We start from the raw sequence: 20,848 nt of genomic DNA on the forward strand, positions 1-20,848 counted from the left end.
CTAAACCACTAGGTTCTCATTCTCTGAGCATTTACTCCTGTTCCTGAGTGTTCAAAAAATCAGAATCAAATAAAAAACTAAAGAGGTATCAATATGGTCATGGTCGAACTCTTCGTGGTTCTGCTCTTCATCTATTTGGGGGCAAGAATCGGTGGTATCGGCATTGGTTTTGCCGGTGGTGCTGGGGTCATTGCGTTGTCTTTGATCTTGGGCGTACCAACAAGCCAAGCTTACATTCCCGTTGACGTAATTTTGATCATCATGTCTGTAATCACCGCTATCGCAGCAATGCAAGTAGCGGGTGGTTTAGACTGGATGGTGCAAGTTGCTGAAAACTTTTTGCGCAAGCATCCTGAGCGCATCACCTTTTATGCGCCTATCGTAACTTACCTAATGACATTAATGGCGGGTACTGGCCACACGGCATTCTCTACTTTGCCAGTGATTGCAGAAGTAGCGAAAGGCCAAGGCGTGCGCCCTTCTCGTCCACTGTCTATCGCGGTCGTGGCATCGCAAATCGCTATCACCGCATCACCAATCTCAGCGGCTGTTGTAGCGTTCGCGGCAATGCTGCACCCATTTGGCGTTGACTACCTAACACTACTAGCAATCTGTATCCCAACGACGTTCATCGCGTGCATGATCGGTGCGTTCGTGGCGAACTTCATGGGCTGTGAGCTAAAAGACGATGCTGAATACCAAGAGCGTCTAGAAAAAGGCTTAATCAAGCTAAATACAGAAGCAAAACGCGAAATCCTACCAACAGCGAAGAAAGCAACCTTCATCTTCCTAGGCGCAATCGCATTTGTCGTGTGTTACGCAGCAGCAATTTCTGGCTCTGTGGGTCTTATCGAGAACCCTGCTCTAGGCCGTAACGAAGCTATCATGACGGTAATGCTAGCAGCTGCGGCAGCTATCGTAATGAGCTGTAAAATCGATGCTGGCAAAATCCCAGCCGCAGCAACATTCCGCTCTGGTATGACAGCGTGTGTGTGTGTTCTTGGTGTGGCATGGCTAGGTTCTACGTTCGTTAACGCGCACGTTGACGGCATCAAAGAAGTGGCTGGTGCGCTACTAGCAGACTACCCATGGATGCTAGCACTTGTTCTATTCTTCGCTTCAATGCTGCTTTACTCACAAGGTGCAACCACTGTTGCGCTGATGCCAGCAGCACTAGCAATCGGTGTCGCACCACTTACCGCAGTTGCATCTTTCGCAGCAGTAAGTGCGCTATTCGTGCTGCCAACTTACCCAACGCTTCTAGCAGCGGTTGAGATGGACGACACGGGTTCAACTCGTATCGGTAAGTACGTATTCAACCACCCATTCTTTGTACCTGGTGTGGTAACCATCGCTTCTGCGGTAGCACTTGGCTTCGCATTCGGTGGTCTACTGATCTAGTAGAAACAGAGTCTTACTCGGGGAGCTTCGGCTCCCTTTTTTATTGCCTGTTGTCTTGATTTATGCTCAATAAATCTTCATTTTCATGAAACTTATTGACTCGCCTCCGGGTCTGATTGAGTTACACTAACGGCAATTATCTAAGATGAATTGACTCTTTTATGCGCGCATTACTTCCCGTTTTACTCTTAGGGCTCATTACCTTTTCCACTCCGTCTTTAGCTTTATTTGGCAAAGACCAGTTTAACAGTAGCCAGAACAACAGTTTTGGTAGCAGCAGCGACAGTTTTGTTCCTGTTGATCAGGCGTTTCCATTTAACTTCTACCAGCAAGATGACAAATTGATGCTCGATTGGCAGGTACGTGACGGGTACTACCTATATCAAGAGCGCTTGTCTGTAGCTGGTGAGAAAGTATCGCTAGGCGAACTGCAAATGGAAGACGGCACACCGCATAAAGATGAATTCTTTGGTGACGTGCATATCTATACTCAACCTCTCTTCGTTAATGTACCAATGCATGATTGGCAAGACGGTGCGCGCGTAGTCGTGCAATACCAAGGTTGTGCGAAAGCAGGCTTCTGTTACCCGCCAGAAACTCGCGTGATTCCTATCAGCGCGTTTACTTCGTCGAACTCAGATTCAACAACGGCGACAACTGCATCAAAAGCAGAACAGACACCAACAGCAACGCCACCAGCGGCGCAATCATCTACGTCTGGTGACACATCATCAGCGCCAGTAACACAGCAAGATAGCCTTGCAGCCAACCTTGCTGATAACTGGTGGACACCACTTCTGTTCTTGGCGCTTGGTGTGGGCTTGGCGTTTACACCTTGTGTGCTGCCGATGTACCCAATTCTGACCAGCATAGTGCTTGGCAGTGGCAAACTAAGCCAACGCCGTGCGCTAGGCTTGTCATTCGTCTACGTGCAAGGCATGGCGCTGACTTACACTCTACTCGGCCTTGTGGTGGCATCTGCAGGTATGCAGTTCCAAGCGGCAATGCAGCACCCTTATGTGCTGATTGGCTTGAGCGTACTGTTCATCACACTCGCTTTGTCTATGTTTGGTCTGTACTCATTACAGCTACCAAGCAGCGTGCAAACGTGGCTGAATAACTTAAGTAACAAGCAGCAAGGTGGTAGCAGTGCTGGCGTGTTTGCAATGGGGGCAATATCTGGCTTGGTTTGTTCTCCGTGTACTACCGCCCCACTCTCTGGTGCGCTGCTTTACGTCGCACAAAGTGGCGACTTACTCACCGGTGGGGTCGCCCTTTACGCGCTAGCGATGGGCATGGGTATTCCGTTGATCCTTGTAGCGGTATTTGGCAACAAGTTGCTACCAAAAGCCGGCGGTTGGATGGACCGCGTGAAAACGCTGTTCGGCTTTATTCTGCTTGCCGCACCTATCTTCTTACTAGAGCGTATCATGCCAGAAATGTGGTCAACGATTCTGTGGTCAGCACTGGGTATTGCTGCTTTTGGTTGGCTATACCACATCAAAAACAGTCTAGAGTTTGGTGGCTGGAAACAAAGTGCCGTGGGCATAATCGCCATCTTAGGTTTGCTAGCCTCAGCACAACCTATCTTAAATTACTGGTTTGGCAACAGCACAACACAAACTCAGCAAGCCACTGTTAGCTTTACTCGCATTGCTAACGTGGCGGAGCTTGAAGAACAACTGGCACTTGCGAAAGCGGCAGGTAAACCCGTCATGCTCGATTTCTACGCCGATTGGTGTGTAGCATGTAAAGAGTTTGAAAAGTACACCTTCCATGACCCAAGCGTCGAAGCCAAACTGCAAGACTTCGTTCTTCTGCAAGCGGACGTGACCAAAAACCAAGTGCAAGACATCGAACTACTGAAGCACATGAGTGTGCTTGGTTTACCAACAATTGAGTTTTGGGATGCCAGTGGTGAACACGTTTCAAACGCTCGTTTGACGGGCTTTATGCAAGCCGAGCCTTTCTTAGAGCATATCAAGCAGTTCTGATAACCAGATATTCAAACGCCAGTGATGTCCACTGGCGTTTTTTATTGCTCAGATTTGAATAAGAACATTGCGTTTATATGCAATTTTCCTAATAAAAGTCGATTTGGTTCAGACTTTTAGCGAATAAATATTGTCCACTCTCTCAAAGCTGGATAATAATAAATTTAACGAAATAGTCAAAAGTGTTTAACGTCATGGATTCGACCTACACCATCATTATTGCAGATGATCACCCACTCTTCCGGAATGCCTTGTTTCAATCTATCCACATGGCTATTAGTGGTGCAAATTTGCTGGAAGCGGACTCACTCGACGCACTTCTGGCTTTGTTGGAGCGAGAGGAAGAGCCAGATTTAGTGCTATTGGACCTCAAAATGCCAGGAGCAAATGGTATGTCTGGCTTGATTCATTTGCGAGCAGAGCATCCAGATTTACCTATCGTCGTCGTTTCAGCGAGTGAAGAGCCGGCGATCGTGACGCAGGTGAAAAGCCATGGTGCATTTGGTTTTATTCCCAAGTCTAGCGACATGCGCGAATTAGTGAACGCACTCAATCAAGTGCTAAATGGCGACCCATATTTCCCTGAAGGGTTGATCACCAATAACGCGGCATGTAATGACTTAGCGGAAAAGATTGCTGCGCTAACACCGCAGCAATATAAAGTGTTGGGAATGTTGTCCGATGGCTTGCTGAACAAGCAAATCGCTTACGAATTGAATGTTTCAGAAGCCACCATAAAAGCGCACATGACAGCTATTTTCCGTAAGCTCGGCGTAAAGAACCGCACGCAAGCCGTTATCATGCTGACGGAAATGAGCGACTAGATTGACGTCTTATCGTCAGACTTACTTTTTTCGTTTGGCAATCGGATACCGACTTTAGTGACCTGCTGATCAACAACATCAGCGACGATCCAATGCAAACCTTGCCACTCGAAATGGTCTCCCAATACTGGCGTGCTACCTAATTGCTCTTCGACAAGGTTTCTCAAACTTTTATCCAGCGGTTCATCCCCCAGATTCAAACCATACATCACGGCAATATCGGCAAGCTTCACTTCAATATCGAGGAAGAAGTCACCGAAGAATCGCGCTAGCGACGCTTTCTCTGGGGCTTCACTAAACAGTAAGCTCAGTGCATCTAAATCCTTTTCTTGTGCTAATACACACAAGGTATCATCTTCCTCAAGACGCGTACTGCCGGATGGGTGCAATAGCTCTTTACTGCGGAATACAGCGGCGATACGCGTTCCTTCCGGCATCGAAAGACTACGTAATGGCTCACCAATGCACCATTTATCTGCTTTAAGTCTATAGATAAACAGCTCCCACTCACTGGTCGGGTAAATCTCTACACCCGTACGCGAAATTGGCTCAGGCTTAGAAGGTAGCTCGACCTTTGCAAGAGACATCGCCTTAGTCAACGTGCCCCCTTGTACTATCAAAGACACCATTACTACAAAGAATGCCAAATTGAAGTACAGTTGAGCATCTGGCAACCCTGCCATCATCGGAAATACCGCGAGGATGATAGGTACAGCACCACGCAGTCCTACCCAAGAGACAAACCACTTTTCACGTGGCGTGAAACTCTTGAATGGCAGTAAGCCAATCCAAACTGAGATTGGTCGGGCAAACAAAATCATCCCGAAAGCAAGCGCAAGACCTGGCAACGCAATAGAGAGTAAATTGGATGGTGTAACCAACAAACCAAGCACCAAGAACATACCAATTTGAGCTAGCCACGTCATACCATCTAAAACATGAAGAATAGAGTGGCGGCTGCGTGTTGGACGGTTACCTAATAAAAGACCAACAAGGTAAATCGACAAAATACCACTGCCACCCAAAGTGTTAGATAAAGCGAAAATAAGCAAGCCACCACTGACCGTTAAAATAGAATACAGCCCATCTGGTAATTGATTGCGATTGATAACTTTCCATAAGATCCAGCCACCAGCGAAGCCAAGTAACGCGCCGATACCAAACTGCTTAAGAAAACTGAACGCCAAAAAGCCCGCACTTAAATCTGCGCCAGGGTTCGCTAAAATAGCAATCAGAGTTACGGTCAGAAACACCGCCATTGGGTCATTGGTGCCGGATTCAATTTCCAGCGTTGAACCAACACGTTCGTTCAGGCTACGACCTTTGAGTAGAGAGAAGACCGCGGCAGCATCGGTGGAGCCAACAATCGCACCAACCAATATGCCTTGCAATAAATCTAAGTCGAATAACCACGTTGCCATCAGCCCGGTCAAAATGGTGGTGATCGCAACGCCAAATGTCGCCAAAGAGACCGAGGGCCATAACGCAACCCTAAAGCTGGCGACCCGCGTTCTCATCCCACCATCAAGCAAAATGATGGCTAATGCGAGGTTACTAACCAAATAAGCGATGGAAAAGTTATCGAATAAAATGCCGCCTAAGCCGTCTTCCCCCGCCAGCATTCCAACGGCTAAAAATACCAAAAGAATTGGGATTCCCAACTTAGAAGACACTGGGCTTAAAAGAACGCTAAGTGCGATTAACAACGCACCTATTAGAAAAAAACTGTTAATGGTGTCTGCGTCCATTCTCACCCTCCCTTAATGAAAAACGATAATAATTGTGATGAGCAAGGCTACTTCGTTAATGAGGTAATGCCCTAATCTGCCTCCCCTTTACACCGTCTCAAAATGCGAGGTTGTACGAGAATGACTCAGTTATATTACTTTATTGTGCGTTAAAACGGTGATTTGATGCGAAAACTTTATGTAAATAAATTACTTGTGATCTTTCTTATCTACGCCTTCTCTCTTTAAGAGCCACAAGATCACCACCAATATTTACACAGCATCTCCAAATTCAATGAAGAAAAGATTAATGGCCCGTCTTAATCATGCTTGTTTATCCAATCAACCTTTAGACCTTTGGCTAACTTAACAGTTTATTAACATAACATTTTACCCCTTTATTCGCTGCAAAAGCCCATAGCATGGAGGTTCTTCATTTTTAACACCCCGACTAAAGTTGAAAAGAGTTATTGCCAACACCTTGCTAATGTACATATTGAAACATTTCATTAACAACAATACCAATCGTAAGGAGACGGCAATGGCATTTGAAAGCGAAGAAAGAGCCAAAGCCTATTGGGACAAAAACGTGAAGCTCATGATCGGCCTAATGGTCATCTGGTTCGTCGTGTCTTTCGGCTGCGGCATCTTATTTGTCGACGTACTAAATCAATTTCAACTAGGCGGTTACAAACTCGGTTTCTGGTTTGCTCAACAAGGCTCCATCTATGCCTTCCTAGGAATTATTTTCTATTACGCATGGAAGATGCGCCAAATTGACCGTGAATTCGGCGTGGACGAATAAGGAGTCACTCAGATGGATTTGAAAACTATTACCTACCTGGTCGTTGGCGCCACGTTCATCCTGTACATCGGGATTGCTATTTGGGCTCGCGCCGGCTCAACCAAAGAGTTTTATGTTGCTGGTGGCGGTGTAAACCCGATTGCAAACGGTATGGCAACCGCAGCCGATTGGATGTCCGCAGCGTCGTTTATCTCAATGGCAGGCTTAATTGCCTTCATGGGCTATGGCGGCTCAGTATTTCTAATGGGTTGGACTGGTGGTTACGTTCTGCTTGCGCTGTTGCTAGCGCCTTACCTACGCAAATTTGGGAAGTTTACGGTGCCAGAGTTTGTTGGTGAACGCTTTTACTCCAATACCGCACGTATCGTAGCGGTTGTTTGTCTTATCATCGCATCAGTGACTTATGTTATCGGTCAGATGAAAGGCGTGGGTGTTGCGTTTGGTCGCTTCTTAGAAGTGGACTACTCCACTGGCCTATTAATTGGTATGTGTATCGTTTTCATGTACGCGGTTCTTGGCGGCATGAAAGGCATCACTTACACGCAGATTGCTCAATATTGCGTACTCATTCTTGCTTACACTATCCCTGCAATCTTTATCTCTCTGCAACTCACTGGTAACCCAATCCCACAAATTGGTCTGGGGAGTACCATGGCTGGTACCGATGTCTATCTACTCGATCGGCTTGACCAAGTGGTGACCGAACTCGGATTCAGTGAATACACGACCCAAGTACGTGGCGACACACTTAATATGTTTGTCTACACCATGTCACTGATGATTGGTACTGCCGGTCTACCACACGTAATTATCCGTTTCTTTACCGTGCCGAAGGTTCGCGACGCACGTACATCAGCAGGCTGGGCTCTGATCTTCATCGCAATCCTTTACACTACAGCACCAGCGGTATCAGCGATGGCTCGTCTCAACCTAATGAATACGGTAAATCCAGCTCCGGGTCAGCACCTAGCGTATGACGAGCGTCCTGCGTGGTTCAAAAACTGGGAAACAACTGGACTACTCGGTTTTGACGATAAAAATGGCGATGGCAATATCCAATACACTTCAGATGCGTCCACCAACGAACTGCGCGTTGATAACGACATCATGGTATTGGCTAACCCAGAGATCGCTAAACTACCAAACTGGGTGATCGCACTTGTGGCAGCAGGTGGTCTTGCAGCTGCACTATCTACCGCAGCAGGTTTACTACTCGCCATTTCTTCAGCTATTTCCCATGACTTAATCAAAGGGGTTATCAATCCGAACATATCCGAGAAAAAAGAGCTACTTGCTAGTCGAATATCAATGGCAGTAGCGATAGCAGCCGCAGGCTATCTCGGTTTAAATCCGCCTGGATTTGCCGCAGGTACGGTAGCACTCGCCTTTGGTCTTGCCGCTTCATCCATCTTCCCTGCATTGATGATGGGCATCTTCAGCAAGAGCATCAACAAAGAAGGCGCAATCGCCGGTATGATTGCAGGTATCAGTATTACGCTGTTCTACGTATTCCAACACAAAGGCATCCTTTTCGTTGCTGATTGGAAATATCTAGAAAGCTGGGGAACAAACTGGTTCCTGGGTATTGAGCCAAACGCGTTTGGTGCTATTGGCGCACTATTTAACTTCATCGTCGCATTCGCTGTCTCCAAAGTAACAGCAGAAACGCCACAAGAAGTAAAAGACCTAGTCGAACACGTTCGCGTACCAGTAGGTGCTGGTAGTGCAGTGGATCACTAAAAACTAATCAAAACCACAAAAGCCCCGTTTGGAACCAGCCGTCCGGGGCTTTTTTATTCTCACTTTTCAGTTACCATATTCGCAGTATGTCGTTGCAAGGAAGCCAAGATGTTCAAAAACAAGCACTTTATTCTCGCTCTACTGATTGCGCCAGTTCTCTCTTTGATCGCTTACTTCGGTACCGATATGGCCCTCAGCGAGAAGCCCCACGCGGCGCAAGAAGGGGAAACTTACAAACTCGCGAGTAAGTCTAATTGTCGTTACACCAGCGGTCTGTGTGATATGGAAAATGGCGATTTTAAAGTGAAATTTCGCTCGGAAAAACTCACTAAAAATAACTTAGAATTGTCACTCAACGCCGCTTACCCACTCGAAGGGGTTAAAGTTTCTATTGTGAGTGACAAAGAGAAAAACGCTCAACCGATTGATATGAAGCCCGCCGATCAAGCAGGCCAAAGCTGGTACATCACCTTACCAAAGCCTGCATCTGCAGAAAGCTGGTTAAGAGTCGTCATTCAATCAGGCGGCACACTGTATTATGGTGAAACGCAAACCGCATTTGTGAAGTACGAAACCTTATTTACTGAATAACGCTGACAAGCTAATTCACTGGTCTTCAAATGACAGTGACTTAGTTTCACTCAGCATAAATGAACTCCTACTCAGCCGACGCCTTTGCGTCGGCTTTTGTTTCCGTAAATCTTTCTTCAACAACCTCTTACTCTAAAAAGGGTTGCCAATCCACAAGTTAATTGATAATAATTATCATTACATTTAATGAGAGGTGGTTATGGACAACAAACGGGACATCTTTAACGCATTTTTTAAAGCCCAAGATAGATTCCTTCTCGCCGCACCACATGGCTTTGAGCCAGACGTGATTCATGACTATATTCATTGGGGAATGGTGTTGTCTTCCTGTTATGAACACGATGCCGATGAAGAAAATCTATTGTTGTGTGAGCTGTTTTTACGTCAGGTTTATTTCCATTTACTAGACGCAATTCAAGACTCAACTCGCAGTCGTATCTTCCGTCGTGTCTGTCTCGATTCTATCCATACGCCATTATTTTGCCTCAAACGCTATTACTACCAGTTTGAACAAGGCGACGTGAAATTTCTCGCACTACAACAACAATTACGCCTGATTCAAATCTCACTTGATTAACCAAAAGGATCCCTACCATGAGCACCGAATTCCGCATAGAAACTGACAGTATGGGCGAAGTAACTGTCCCTGCAGATGCTCTCTACCAAGCCCAAACTCAACGCGCCGTCGATAACTTCTCATTCAGTCAACATAAAATGCCATCTGGTTTTATCAAAGCGTTAGCACACATCAAGCAGACTGCGGCACTCACCAACGCACAGCTAGGGCTGCTTGAAGGAGATATTGCCAACGCGATTGCTGACGCAGCTCAAGCAATTATCGAAGGCAATCATATTGAGCAATTCCCAATTGACGTATTTCAAACCGGATCAGGTACTAGCTCAAATATGAATGCGAATGAAGTAATTGCAACACTGGCCTCCCAGCATCTAGGCGGCACTGTCAGCCCTAATGATCACGTCAATATGGGACAAAGCAGCAACGATGTGGTACCAACGGCCATTCAAGTTAGCGCAGCATTAGCCATCGAAAAACAGCTCTTCCCGGCCCTGTCACACCTCAGCCAAACACTAGAGTCTAAACAGCAAGCATTGAAAGATGTTGTAAAAACCGGTCGCACCCACTTAATGGACGCGATGCCAATTACCTTTGCTCAAGAACTTGGCGGTTGGCAGTTCCAAATCGAGCACGCAAAACAAGCGATTGAACAAGCACTTCCTGCTGTAAAAGCCTTAGCCCAAGGTGGTACGGCGGTTGGAACGGGGATCAATGCCGATCCACGCTTTGCAGACTTATTCGCTAGCAACCTAACCCAGTCAACTCGTATTCAGTTCACGGCCAGTGATAACTTCTTTTTCAATTTAAGCAGTCAAGATGCGATCGTCGCTCTGTCGGGACAGCTCAAAACAGCAGCAGTTGCGATCATGAAGATCGCAAACGATCTTCGTTGGATGAATTCAGGCCCATTGGCTGGTTTAGGTGAAATTGAATTACAAGGCTTGCAACCGGGTTCTTCCATCATGCCTGGCAAAGTAAATCCTGTGATCCCAGAAGCCGCAGCTATGGCATCAGCGCAAGTCATTGGTAATGACACCACCATTACCGTCGCAGGCCAAGCGGGCAACTTCCAGCTTAACGTCATGCTGCCAGTTATTGCTCATAACGTATTGGAGAGCATCGAGTTACTCTCTAACAGCGCAACCGCTTTAGCTGACAAAGCCATTGCGACGTTTGAAGTTCGCCAAGATAACTTGGATATAGCACTCGCCAAAAACCCTATTTTGGTCACGGCTCTCAACCCGGTCATTGGTTACCTAAAAGCGGCAGAAGTCGCGAAAAAAGCCTACAAACAGGGACGCGCGATTATTGATGTCGCGGAAGAAGAAACTGATTTGGATAGAGCCACACTAGAGCGATTGCTTAATCCAGCCAAACTGACTCAAGGCGGCGTCGCAGAATAAGCGGCAAACTCAGCCTATCAACTAAGATTACAAACATCGAGACCTCCATTCGGAGGTCTCTTTTTATAGCGATTTTTCAAACACTCCAATCCTAAGCGACTCGATTGAGCACCGAACGCAGCTTAAGCGGCTTAACTGGCTTAGCAATAAAGCTGAACCCATTTGCTTTGATGCCATCAAGCATATCATCGGTACGATCTGCACTGATGATGACGCCTTCAAAGCTGTGGCCTAATCTCAGGCGGCATTGCTGTAGCACTTCTAAACCAGTACGACCATCATCAAGTCGGTAATCGGAGAAAATTACATCCGGAATCCAACCATCCTCAAGCGCTTGTAGACTTTCAACTAAATCAATCGCAACTCGTGTATCGCAGCCCCATCGGGAAAGTAAGTTTTCCATGCCGACTAGAATGTCAGGCTCATTATCGACACATAGGATTCTCAGATGACCAAGTTCAGATTGCTTACTCATTGCCACGTGAACTGGATGAGGCTGAACATGATCAGCTTTATCTAGGGTGATGGAAAAAACACTGCCTTTTCCAACCCAAGAGCGCATCGAAATTTCATGCCCAAGTACCTGAGCAATTCCTTTCGAAATCGCCAAACCAAGTCCGAGGCCTTGGTCGGAACGAACTTGAGTTCCGCGATTAAACTCTTCAAAAATCTCTTGCTGCTTCTCTTCTTCAATCCCCACTCCATTATCCCATACATCAATACGCACTCGCCCTTTCACGCGGCGAACACCGAGTGCGACTTTGCCATTCGGGTTATAACGAAACGCATTGGTCAGGAAGTTTTGCACCACACGGCGCAGCAGTTTGGGATCCGACTTAACCATGAGTGAAGACGGAATCATGGTGAACTCTATACCTTGCTGTTTGGCTAACGCACTAAACTCAGCATTCAAATTCGATAACACATCATTTAACGCAAAGCCATGCACGTTGACTTCCAACTTGCCCGATTCCAAACGCGAGATATCCAGCAAATCTCCAATTAAGTCTTCGGCAGCCTCTAAAGCACTTTCAATGTGTGCTGACAGCTTTTTGGCTTCGCTGTCTTTGGCGACTTCCGATAGTGAAGATGCGAATAGACGCGCCGCGTTGAGCGGTTGCATCAAGTCATGGCTTACTGCCGCCAAGAACCGTGATTTGGACTTCGATTCCAAATCCGAGCGCTGCGTCGCTTCCACCAGCTGCTTGTTAAGTTGTTCTAATTCTCGAGTCCGCAGACGTACTCTTTCTTCCAATGTCTCGTTGGCGTCTTTCAGTGCTTGCTCTGCATCACGGAATACGGTGATGTCGGTAAAGCTCATCACAAAGCCACCACCTGGCATTGGGTTACCTTGCACCTCTATCACGCGACCATCGGGACGAACCCGAGAAGAGGTGTGCCGAGTCCCTTGCTCAAGGTGATAAACACGGCGACGGACGTGGTCATCAGGGTCACCAGGGCCACACAACCCCTGCTCTGCATTGTGCCGAATCACATCCGCAATCGGTCGACCTACTTGAATCAGGCCTGGCGGAAATTCAAAGAGTTCTAAATAGCGTTGGTTCCACGCTACCAAGCGTAGTTGCTTATCGACGACCGCAATACCTTGTCCAATATGCTCAATCGCGCCTTGGAGTAAACCCCGACTAAAATCGTACAGTTCAGAGGCTTCATCGACGATAGTCGCCACCTCTTCAAGCTGCATGTTTCTTCCTTGCAGAGCGGAAGTAAGTACTAACTTAGCAGAAGATGCTCCAAATACCCCTGCTAGCACACGCTCCGTATGCCGAATCAGAGAAGATGGCGCTTGTTGATTCGGCATCAACTCTTCTCGTTGCTGGCTCCAGTAGGCTTGAAACGCCGCTTTAACTCGCGTTCGTCCTACAAATCTGGATGCTAGCATTTCCAGTTCTGCAACCGTAACGCGGCTCTGGTACAGACTCATATTTTCGCTTTCAGGCAACGGTGTACCAACGAATGATGCCGATTGTAAGCGCTCACTTAGGCTTGGTCGGGTAGCCATAGAAACCACAACAAAACACACTGCATTAGCGACCACGCTGAGGATCATCCCCCAATCTGAAATCGCGATATCAAAGCTAGCCAATACCTCTGGTGGCGTAATCAACCAGATCAGGAAGTTATTACTGGCGTCTCCGGCAAGCATGTCTGTTTGGCTCATTAACGTAATCAACCAGGTAGCAAAACCCACCGCGAGGCCAACATACACACCTTTCTTATTCCCTTGACGCCAATACATACCGCCAACCAGCGCAGGAGCGAATTGCGTGATAGCCGCGAACGATAGAAAGCCGATAGCAGAAAGTGAATGAATGGTGTCCAACGCTTGATAGAAACACCACGCGCCAATCAACAAAACTAAAATCAAACCACGGCGGATCCGCAGTAATAATTCAGAAAAATGGTGATGGTTACGCTGCGTCAGTCGCATGCGACGCAATAGCAATGGCATAACCAAGTCATTCGAGACCATGATCGCTAAGGCAATCGTCGATACGATAACCATGCCACTTGCCGCTGAAGTACCGCCTAGAAACGCAAGCAAGGCGATTTCACTCGCCCCTACCGACATCGGCACACTGATGACATAAGTATCAGGCGAAGCGCCACTCAAGAGACCTTGCCCTACCCATGCAATAGGTAAGACAAAAATCCCCATTAAGATCAGATAAATGGGGAACAACCAACGCGCCACGTGCAAATCTTGAGCACGTTCATTTTCCACCACCATCGTATGGAATTGTCGCGGAAGGCAAACGATCGCCAGCATCGTGAGTACAGTATGAATCAATATAGTCGGGATATTTGGTGACTGATACGTCTGTGCGGCAACATCTATTAAGCTCAAACTCTCGGTGTTCATCGCCAACCAAACAATGAAGACACCAACCACTAAAAAAGCCAGCAGTTTGATAATGGATTCGAAGGCAATTGCCATCATCATCCCACGATGGTGTTCCGTGTTATCAATGTGGCGGGTACCGAATAGCATCGTAAAAATCGCCAATGCGACCACAACAAACCACGACACGCTATCGTTTTGATAACCAAAATCAGTAGCCAGCTCTGGTGCAATGATTTCAAGCCCCATAGTGATACCACGCAGCTGTAAAGCGATGTACGGCAAAATTCCCGCAACCGCTATGAGCGTAACAACCACGGCCAAACCTTGGGATTTACCGTAGCGTGCTCCGATAAAGTCAGCAATCGACGTGATGTGTTCCCGTTTAGCAATCAAAATAAGCCGAGCTAAAACGCGCCATCCGATGGTAAACACTAAAATGGGGGCGATATAGATGGGCAAGAAAGACCAAGGATTACTGCTGGCTTGCCCGACCGTGCCGTAGAAGGTCCACGATGTACAGTACACCGCAATGGAAAGGCTATAAATCCAAGGCCGCCAGCGCGCTAGCCACCTTTTCTGAATGTCGCCGTACCACGCGATGATAAATAAAGCTCCCAAATACGCTAAAGAAACGGGAACCACCAGCCATCCTTGCATCCGATATCCTTTCTTGCCTTTCTTGCTACTTTTAAAGCAAGAGAATAAAAAAACCTCTCCATGAGGGAGAGGTTTCATTTAACACTGCTTTGATAACGGAGACAAAGCTTAGTTTTTAACCTTTGTTACATAAGTCTAATTCTGTGTTTCAAGTGGCTTGTCTGATACATCAACCACCTGATGTGGGTCTTGCGAATCAAGCTTGATGAACAGAGCCAATAACCCCATCGCGGCCATGCCCCAGAACACAAGCGGTCCCCAGTGCTCATAACCCCAGCCACTCAATACGGTCATTAACGCGATAAATGCGCCCAACGGAATCGCGTTATACAACGCTTGCAACGCTACGATCTTATTTTCTTCGGAGTTTTGGATATATTGGATCGCGGCAATGTGTGCGGTAGCGAAAGTCACACCATGCAATAGTTGAACAATCACCAAAGCAATAATTGATGTTGTCGACGCCGTAATACCCCAACGCATCATTACACCAACGGCAGCAGCAATAAACAGCGCGCGTATTGACCAACCTACGAATAAGCGCTTACTCAATGCAAACACTGCCACTTCTGCGGCCACTCCTAAGCTCCACAAGTAGCCAATGACATCTTCCGAGTGACCAGCGGCCTTCCAGTGAATCGCACTAAAGCCGTAGTAAGCCGCATGACTGCCCTGAATTAGTGACACCAACACTAAGAATTTTAGTATCGGCTTGTCGGTCAAAAGAGCGGTCAGCTTTGGACGTTCTGCGCTTTGCCCACCGTGCGTTACAGGCATTGGGTTAGTCGGTCGCATAGCAAACAGCAACGAGATAAACACGCCGAACATCGCAGTGTACAAGATCATATCGGAGCCAAATTCAGCCACCAAGTAGCCCACTGCCGTCGAGCCTGCGATAAAGGCGATCGAACCCCATAGCCGCGTGCGGCCATAATCGAGCATTTTCAGGCGAGCGTAGTAATTTGCCATCGCGTCCGACAACGGAATAATCGGTCCACAACAAAGATTGAACAACACTGTCGCTAGTGCCATTAACCAAAAGCTACCACCCGTAAAAAAGTGAAATCCAACAAAAAGGAGGGCAGCGAAACTCAACCAACGTAAAGCAGGCATAAGATGTTCGACTTTGTGTACTCGTGGGGTGATCACGATATTGGCAACACAACGTGTCGCAAGGCCTAACCCGACCAGCAAACCGATATCTGTCGAAGATACGCCCTGATCCTTAAACCAAAGTGACCAAAATGGCAGATACACGCCATACGCAAAGAAGAATCCGAGAAAGTACTGGGAAATCCAGCCATACGGAGAAGGTTTCAACATTACTAATATCCTAAAGCGGGAACACCAACGTTCGAGCCGGGAATTATGGATCGCCATGCGTATTATAAAAAGGGAAGAATAAGAAACTTATCGTTTCCTCGATGGAATACTAACTTTGCGACATTTGGCATCTTCAAGCGAAAACATCGTAATTTAGACCAAAGTCGTCTGGCTTCCGGTAAGAAATTTGTCAGACTTAGAGAGTGTTCCTTCCATCATTATTGGGTGTTCTCATGCCTGACAAATTTAACATGCAATCTCCACCGTTCGATCGCTTAACTGAAGCACAACAAACGCGACTGCGATCGTCTCTGGACGTCGCCTACTATCGAGCTCGAGATGTTATTTTATCCTGCGGACAGAAGAACCCCCACTTACATATTCTGATCAAAGGCGCGGTAGAAGAGCGCTCCAACGATCAACAGGAAGTGTTCGCACATTATGCCAACGACGATATGTTCGATGTACGCTCGTTACTTGAAGACAAGGTACGTCATCACTACATCGCGCTTGAGGACACGCTCTCTTACCTACTGCCGAAAGAAATTTTCCTTGCCCTTTACAACGAAAATGGCCAGTTTGCAGCCTATTTCGATAACAATTTATCGAAACGGCAAGAGCTCATCGAAGCGGCCCATCAACAGCAAAACTTAGCGGAGTTTATTCTCACTAAAGTTGACCGCAGCATTTATCACCCACCGATGATCCTTGAACCAAATACACCAATTAACGAGGTAACACGTTCCTTAAAAGAAAATGGGATTGACGCTGCATTGGTTCAACTCCATGGCGATGATCCACGATTGGAAAAATGGCCATCAGCCCACCCGTACGCAATAGTGACTCGTACTAATATGCTGCATTCTGTGATGATAGATGGTTGCGCGCTCGACACACCAGTGGGTGAGATCGCGAGCTTTCCTGTTTATCACGTTGATGATGGAGACTTTCTATTCAACGCCATGATCACAATGACCAGAAACAGAATGAAACGCCTCATGGTATGTGAAGGCAACAGAGCCGTTGGCATGCTGGATATGACCCAAATTCTTAGCGCGTTCTCAACCCACTCTCACGTGTTAACGCTCAGTATTGCTCGAGCAAGCAGCGTGGCAGAGCTCGCTTTGGCCTCAAACCGCCAACGTCAATTGGTCGAGAGCTTATTGAAAAACGGCATCCGCACTCGCTTCATCATGGAGCTTATCTCAGCCGTAAACGAACAAATTATAGAGAAAGCGTTCGAGTTAGTGATACCACCAGCCTTGCACGACCATTGTTGCTTGATCGTACTCGGCTCTGAAGGCCGAGGAGAGCAAATTCTCAAAACCGATCAAGACAATGCCCTGATTATTCAAGATGGTCTGGAATGGCCTCATTGCGAACAAGTGATGCAATCCTTCACACACACCCTACAACAGCTCGGTTATCCACTTTGCCCTGGTAAAGTGATGGTTAACAACCCGAAATGGGTCAAAACACAGCAAGAATGGATAAGTACCCTAAACCACTGGATAGCTAAAGCCGAACCACAACAAATCATGGACTTAGCCATTTTCAGTGACGCCCATGCTGTTGCTGGGAATTGCGAGCTGCTGGCTCCAATTGCGGCGCATCTTCGTGACACAATGAAAGATCGCATGTTGATATTGTCTGACTTTACTCGCCCTGCCTTGCAGTTTTCTGTGCCCCTAACTCTGTTTGGCAACGTAAAAAGTGCTAAAGACGGATTGGACATTAAACGCGGCGGTATTTTCCCAATTGTACACGGCATTCGCACCTTGTCTTTGGAATATGCCATTGAAGAGAAGAACACGTTTGAGCGCATTGAAGCTCTGAGAAATAAGCGCATCTTAGAATCCGAAACGGCAGATAATCTCAACGAAGCACTGAAATTGTTCTTTAAACTTCGCCTTAATCAGCAACTCAAAAAGCAAGAAGCGTTGAATAACATTGATATTAAACAACTGGATAGAACTGAGCGTGATTTGCTTCGCCACAGCTTACATGTGGTGAAGAAATTTAAGCAATTTTTAGGCTTCCATTATCAAATTCGTGATTAACCCTGATTTTCATAAATCACAGAGGCGTAAGCAATGAACTGGTTACAACGCAAATACTGGTACTACAAATTGAAAGGCTCGCCTTATCAGTCGCTGTTTTGCATGCCAGATAAAACAGAATACGTCTCTCTTGACTGCGAAACCACCAGCCTTGACCCAAATCGCGCCGAGCTGGTGACTATTGCAGCCACCAAGATCATCGACAACCGCATCATCACCAGTCAACCATTTGAAGTCCGCTTACGCGCGCCGCAATCGCTCGACTCAGGCTCGGTCAAGATCCATCGAATTCGCCACCAAGACTTAGTCGATGGCATCAGTGAAAAAGAGGCGCTGCTCGAGCTGCTCGACTTTATCGGCAACCGACCACTTGTGGGCTATCACATTCGTTACGATAAAAAGATCTTAGACCTTGCTTGTCTGCGGCAACTTGGCTTCCCACTTCCTAACCCACTCATCGAGGTCAGTCAGATTTATCACGATAAGTTGGAACGACATTTGCCGAATGCCTACTTCGACTTAAGTCTGGATGCCATTTGTAAACACCTCGAACTTCCTATCCAAGACAAACACGACGCCTTGCAAGACGCGATTTCTGCCGCTTTGGTCTTTGTCCGCTTAACGAAAGGCGATTTACCCAACCTAACCGCACCGTATACATAAAAATCAGTTGACCTAGCTCCCAGAAATACTTTTGTTTCAGCGATTTCCCGGCGCTTCCATCACTCTCATCCTAAAGTCTAATTGTGGAAATACGCGCGGTGACTGACAGTTATAAGCACAACGTCGTCATTACCACGACCAAGTTATTTAGAACCAAAAAACAGCCCTACAAAAATATATTCAAAATCTTATCTAGATTGGTGTAAGGCCGAGAAATAAGGCACAAGGAGAGAAGCCATGAGCGAAGCCCACGTTTATCCGGTAAAAGAAAATATTAAAACTCATACACACGCGGATAATGATACTTACTTAGCCATGTATCAGCAGTCGGTAACCGATCCAGAGGGCTTCTGGAACGAACACGGCAAAATCGTTGATTGGATCAAACCTTTCACCAAAGTAAAAAGCACTTCTTTCGACACTGGCCATGTTGATATTCGCTGGTTTGAAGATGGCACACTGAACGTCTCGGCTAACTGTATTGACCGTCATCTTGCAGAACACGGGGACGACGTCGCCATCATTTGGGAAGGCGATGATCCAGCCGACGACAAAACACTCACTTTCAACGAACTGCACAAAGAAGTGTGTAAATTCTCCAACGCATTGAAAGAGCAAGGCGTACGCAAGGGAGACGTGGTGTGTCTATACATGCCAATGGTGCCAGAAGCCGCTGTGGCTATGCTCGCTTGTACCCGTATTGGTGCGGTTCACACCGTAGTATTTGGCGGTTTCTCACCAGAAGCACTATCCGGCCGTATCATCGACTCTGACGCTAAAGTCGTGATCACCGCAGACGAAGGCGTACGTGGCGGACGCGCTGTTCCACTGAAAAAGAACGTGGATGAAGCACTAACCAACCCAGACGTAAAAACCATCAATAAAGTCGTCGTGCTTAAACGTACAGGTGGTGATGTTGAATGGCATGAACACCGTGATGTTTGGTGGCACGAAGCAACAGCCAACGTTTCTGACGTTTGCCCACCAGAAGAGATGAAAGCCGAAGACCCGCTGTTCATCCTCTACACATCTGGCTCGACAGGTAAACCTAAAGGCGTACTACATACTACAGGCGGTTACCTCGTCTACGCGGCAATGACCTTTAAATATGTCTTCGATTATCAACCAGGTGAAACCTTCTGGTGTACCGCGGATGTGGGCTGGATTACAGGCCATACTTACCTAATTTATGGTCCACTAGCGAACGGGGCCAAAACCATTCTGTTTGAAGGTGTTCCAAACTACCCAAGCACGGCTCGTATGAGTGAAGTGGTTGATAAGCACCAAGTGAACATTCTCTACACTGCGCCAACCGCTATTCGTGCACTAATGGCAAAAGGTAACGAAGCGGTAGCAGGGACATCTCGTTCAAGCTTACGTGTGATGGGTTCAGTAGGTGAGCCTATCAACCCTGAAGCGTGGGAGTGGTACTACAAAACGATTGGTAACGAGAGCTCGCCTATCGTTGATACTTGGTGGCAAACAGAGACCGGCGGTATCTTAATTGCACCACTACCAGGCGCAACAGACTTAAAACCAGGCTCAGCAACTCGACCATTCTTCGGAGTCCAACCTGCACTGGTTGATAACATGGGCAACATCATTGAAGAAACCGCAGCAGAAGGTAACTTGGTGATCCTTGATTCATGGCCAGGTCAGATGCGTACTGTTTATGGCGACCACGAACGCTTTGAACAGACCTACTTCTCAACCTTCAAGGGAATGTACTTTACTAGTGATGGGGCTCGTCGTGACGAAGACGGTTACTACTGGATCACGGGCCGTGTTGATGACGTACTAAACGTGTCGGGTCACCGCATGGGTACCGCTGAAATAGAATCGGCTCTTGTCGCACATCATAAAATTGCTGAGGCCGCTATTGTGGGCATTCCGCATGATATCAAAGGCCAAGCTATCTACGCTTACATTACCTTGAACGATGGTGAATTCCCGTCAGCAGAGCTACACAAAGAAGTGAAAGATTGGGTGCGTAAAGAGATTGGTCCAATTGCAACACCAGATGTACTGCACTGGACGGATTCCTTACCGAAGACTCGTTCTGGTAAGATCATGCGTCGAATCCTGCGTAAAATTGCAACGGGTGATACCAGCAACCTCGGAGACACATCAACGCTTGCCGATCCGAGCGTTGTAGATAAACTTATCGCAGAGAAAGCAGAATTGGCATAAATTCAACCAACTGTTTTAAAAGCACTT

Annotated in this window: 14 protein-coding genes; 11 read left to right on the plus strand and 3 right to left on the minus strand. The window is 47.0% G+C overall.

Annotated features, from left to right (window positions below):
- Positions 1-93 precede the first annotated feature (93 nt).
- The 3 genes from R7O13_RS21785 to R7O13_RS21795 all read left to right on the plus strand — a co-directional run bounded on the left by R7O13_RS21785 (position 94) and on the right by R7O13_RS21795 (position 4,219).
- Positions 94-1,401, plus strand: a complete 1,308-nt coding sequence (locus R7O13_RS21785) for an anaerobic C4-dicarboxylate transporter (RefSeq protein WP_005382378.1) — start codon at positions 94-96, stop codon at positions 1,399-1,401.
- Positions 1,402-1,562: 161 nt separating this feature from the next.
- The gene (locus R7O13_RS21790) at positions 1,563-3,395 is read left to right on the plus strand and encodes a protein-disulfide reductase DsbD (RefSeq protein WP_318304691.1); all 1,833 of its coding nucleotides are present in this window, start codon (positions 1,563-1,565) and stop codon (positions 3,393-3,395) included.
- A gap of 194 nt (positions 3,396-3,589) precedes the next feature.
- The gene (locus tag R7O13_RS21795; protein WP_005382375.1) at positions 3,590-4,219 is read left to right on the plus strand and encodes a response regulator; all 630 of its coding nucleotides are present in this window, start codon (positions 3,590-3,592) and stop codon (positions 4,217-4,219) included.
- Here the strand turns inward: R7O13_RS21795 and R7O13_RS21800 are convergent.
- Positions 4,216-5,967, minus strand: coding sequence for a potassium/proton antiporter (locus R7O13_RS21800; protein ID WP_005382374.1), 1,752 nt, complete (start codon positions 5,965-5,967; stop codon positions 4,216-4,218). The two genes, R7O13_RS21795 and R7O13_RS21800, sit on opposite strands and share 4 nt — an antisense overlap.
- 520 nt (positions 5,968-6,487) lie before the next feature.
- Between R7O13_RS21800 and R7O13_RS21805 the strand changes: the two genes are divergently transcribed.
- From R7O13_RS21805 to R7O13_RS21825, 5 genes are all read left to right on the plus strand, one after another.
- The gene (locus R7O13_RS21805) at positions 6,488-6,751 is read left to right on the plus strand and encodes a DUF4212 domain-containing protein (protein ID WP_005382373.1); all 264 of its coding nucleotides are present in this window, start codon (positions 6,488-6,490) and stop codon (positions 6,749-6,751) included.
- 12 nt (positions 6,752-6,763) lie between these two features.
- On the plus strand, positions 6,764-8,491 hold the full coding sequence (locus R7O13_RS21810) for a sodium:solute symporter family protein (RefSeq protein ID WP_005382372.1): 1,728 nt from the start codon (positions 6,764-6,766) through the stop codon (positions 8,489-8,491).
- A 108-nt stretch (positions 8,492-8,599) separates the two neighbouring features.
- Complete coding sequence (locus R7O13_RS21815; protein WP_005382371.1) at positions 8,600-9,082, plus strand: hypothetical protein; 483 nt, start codon at positions 8,600-8,602, stop codon at positions 9,080-9,082.
- A 199-nt stretch (positions 9,083-9,281) separates the two neighbouring features.
- The gene (locus R7O13_RS21820; RefSeq protein ID WP_005382370.1) at positions 9,282-9,659 is read left to right on the plus strand and encodes a hypothetical protein; all 378 of its coding nucleotides are present in this window, start codon (positions 9,282-9,284) and stop codon (positions 9,657-9,659) included.
- A 17-nt stretch (positions 9,660-9,676) separates the two neighbouring features.
- Positions 9,677-11,062 carry a class II fumarate hydratase gene (locus tag R7O13_RS21825; RefSeq protein ID WP_025768815.1) on the plus strand — a complete coding sequence of 462 codons (1,386 nt, stop codon included), beginning with the start codon at positions 9,677-9,679 and terminating at the stop codon, positions 11,060-11,062.
- A 91-nt stretch (positions 11,063-11,153) separates the two neighbouring features.
- Here R7O13_RS21825 and R7O13_RS21830 read toward each other — a convergent pair whose 3' ends face one another.
- Together R7O13_RS21830 and R7O13_RS21835 are read right to left on the minus strand one after the other, a co-directional pair.
- The gene (locus tag R7O13_RS21830) at positions 11,154-14,585 is read right to left on the minus strand and encodes a PAS-domain containing protein (RefSeq protein WP_138940501.1); all 3,432 of its coding nucleotides are present in this window, start codon (positions 14,583-14,585) and stop codon (positions 11,154-11,156) included.
- A 135-nt stretch (positions 14,586-14,720) separates the two neighbouring features.
- Positions 14,721-15,908 (minus strand): 3-phenylpropionate MFS transporter, encoded by a 1,188-nt coding sequence (locus R7O13_RS21835; RefSeq protein WP_005382367.1) that lies wholly within the window; start codon positions 15,906-15,908, stop codon positions 14,721-14,723.
- Positions 15,909-16,141: 233 nt separating this feature from the next.
- Here R7O13_RS21835 and R7O13_RS21840 point away from each other — a divergent pair, with 233 nt between their 5' ends.
- The 3 genes from R7O13_RS21840 to acs all read left to right on the plus strand — a co-directional run bounded on the left by R7O13_RS21840 (position 16,142) and on the right by acs (position 20,821).
- Positions 16,142-17,968 carry a DUF294 nucleotidyltransferase-like domain-containing protein gene (locus R7O13_RS21840; RefSeq protein ID WP_182039310.1) on the plus strand — a complete coding sequence of 609 codons (1,827 nt, stop codon included), beginning with the start codon at positions 16,142-16,144 and terminating at the stop codon, positions 17,966-17,968.
- Between the two features lie 33 nt (positions 17,969-18,001).
- Positions 18,002-18,631, plus strand: coding sequence for a 3'-5' exonuclease (locus R7O13_RS21845; protein ID WP_182039309.1), 630 nt, complete (start codon positions 18,002-18,004; stop codon positions 18,629-18,631).
- A 237-nt stretch (positions 18,632-18,868) separates the two neighbouring features.
- Complete coding sequence (gene acs / locus R7O13_RS21850) at positions 18,869-20,821, plus strand: acetate--CoA ligase (protein WP_005386359.1); 1,953 nt, start codon at positions 18,869-18,871, stop codon at positions 20,819-20,821.
- Positions 20,822-20,848 lie beyond the last annotated feature (27 nt).

It is taken from the genome of Vibrio sp. Y176, from assembly GCF_033438945.1.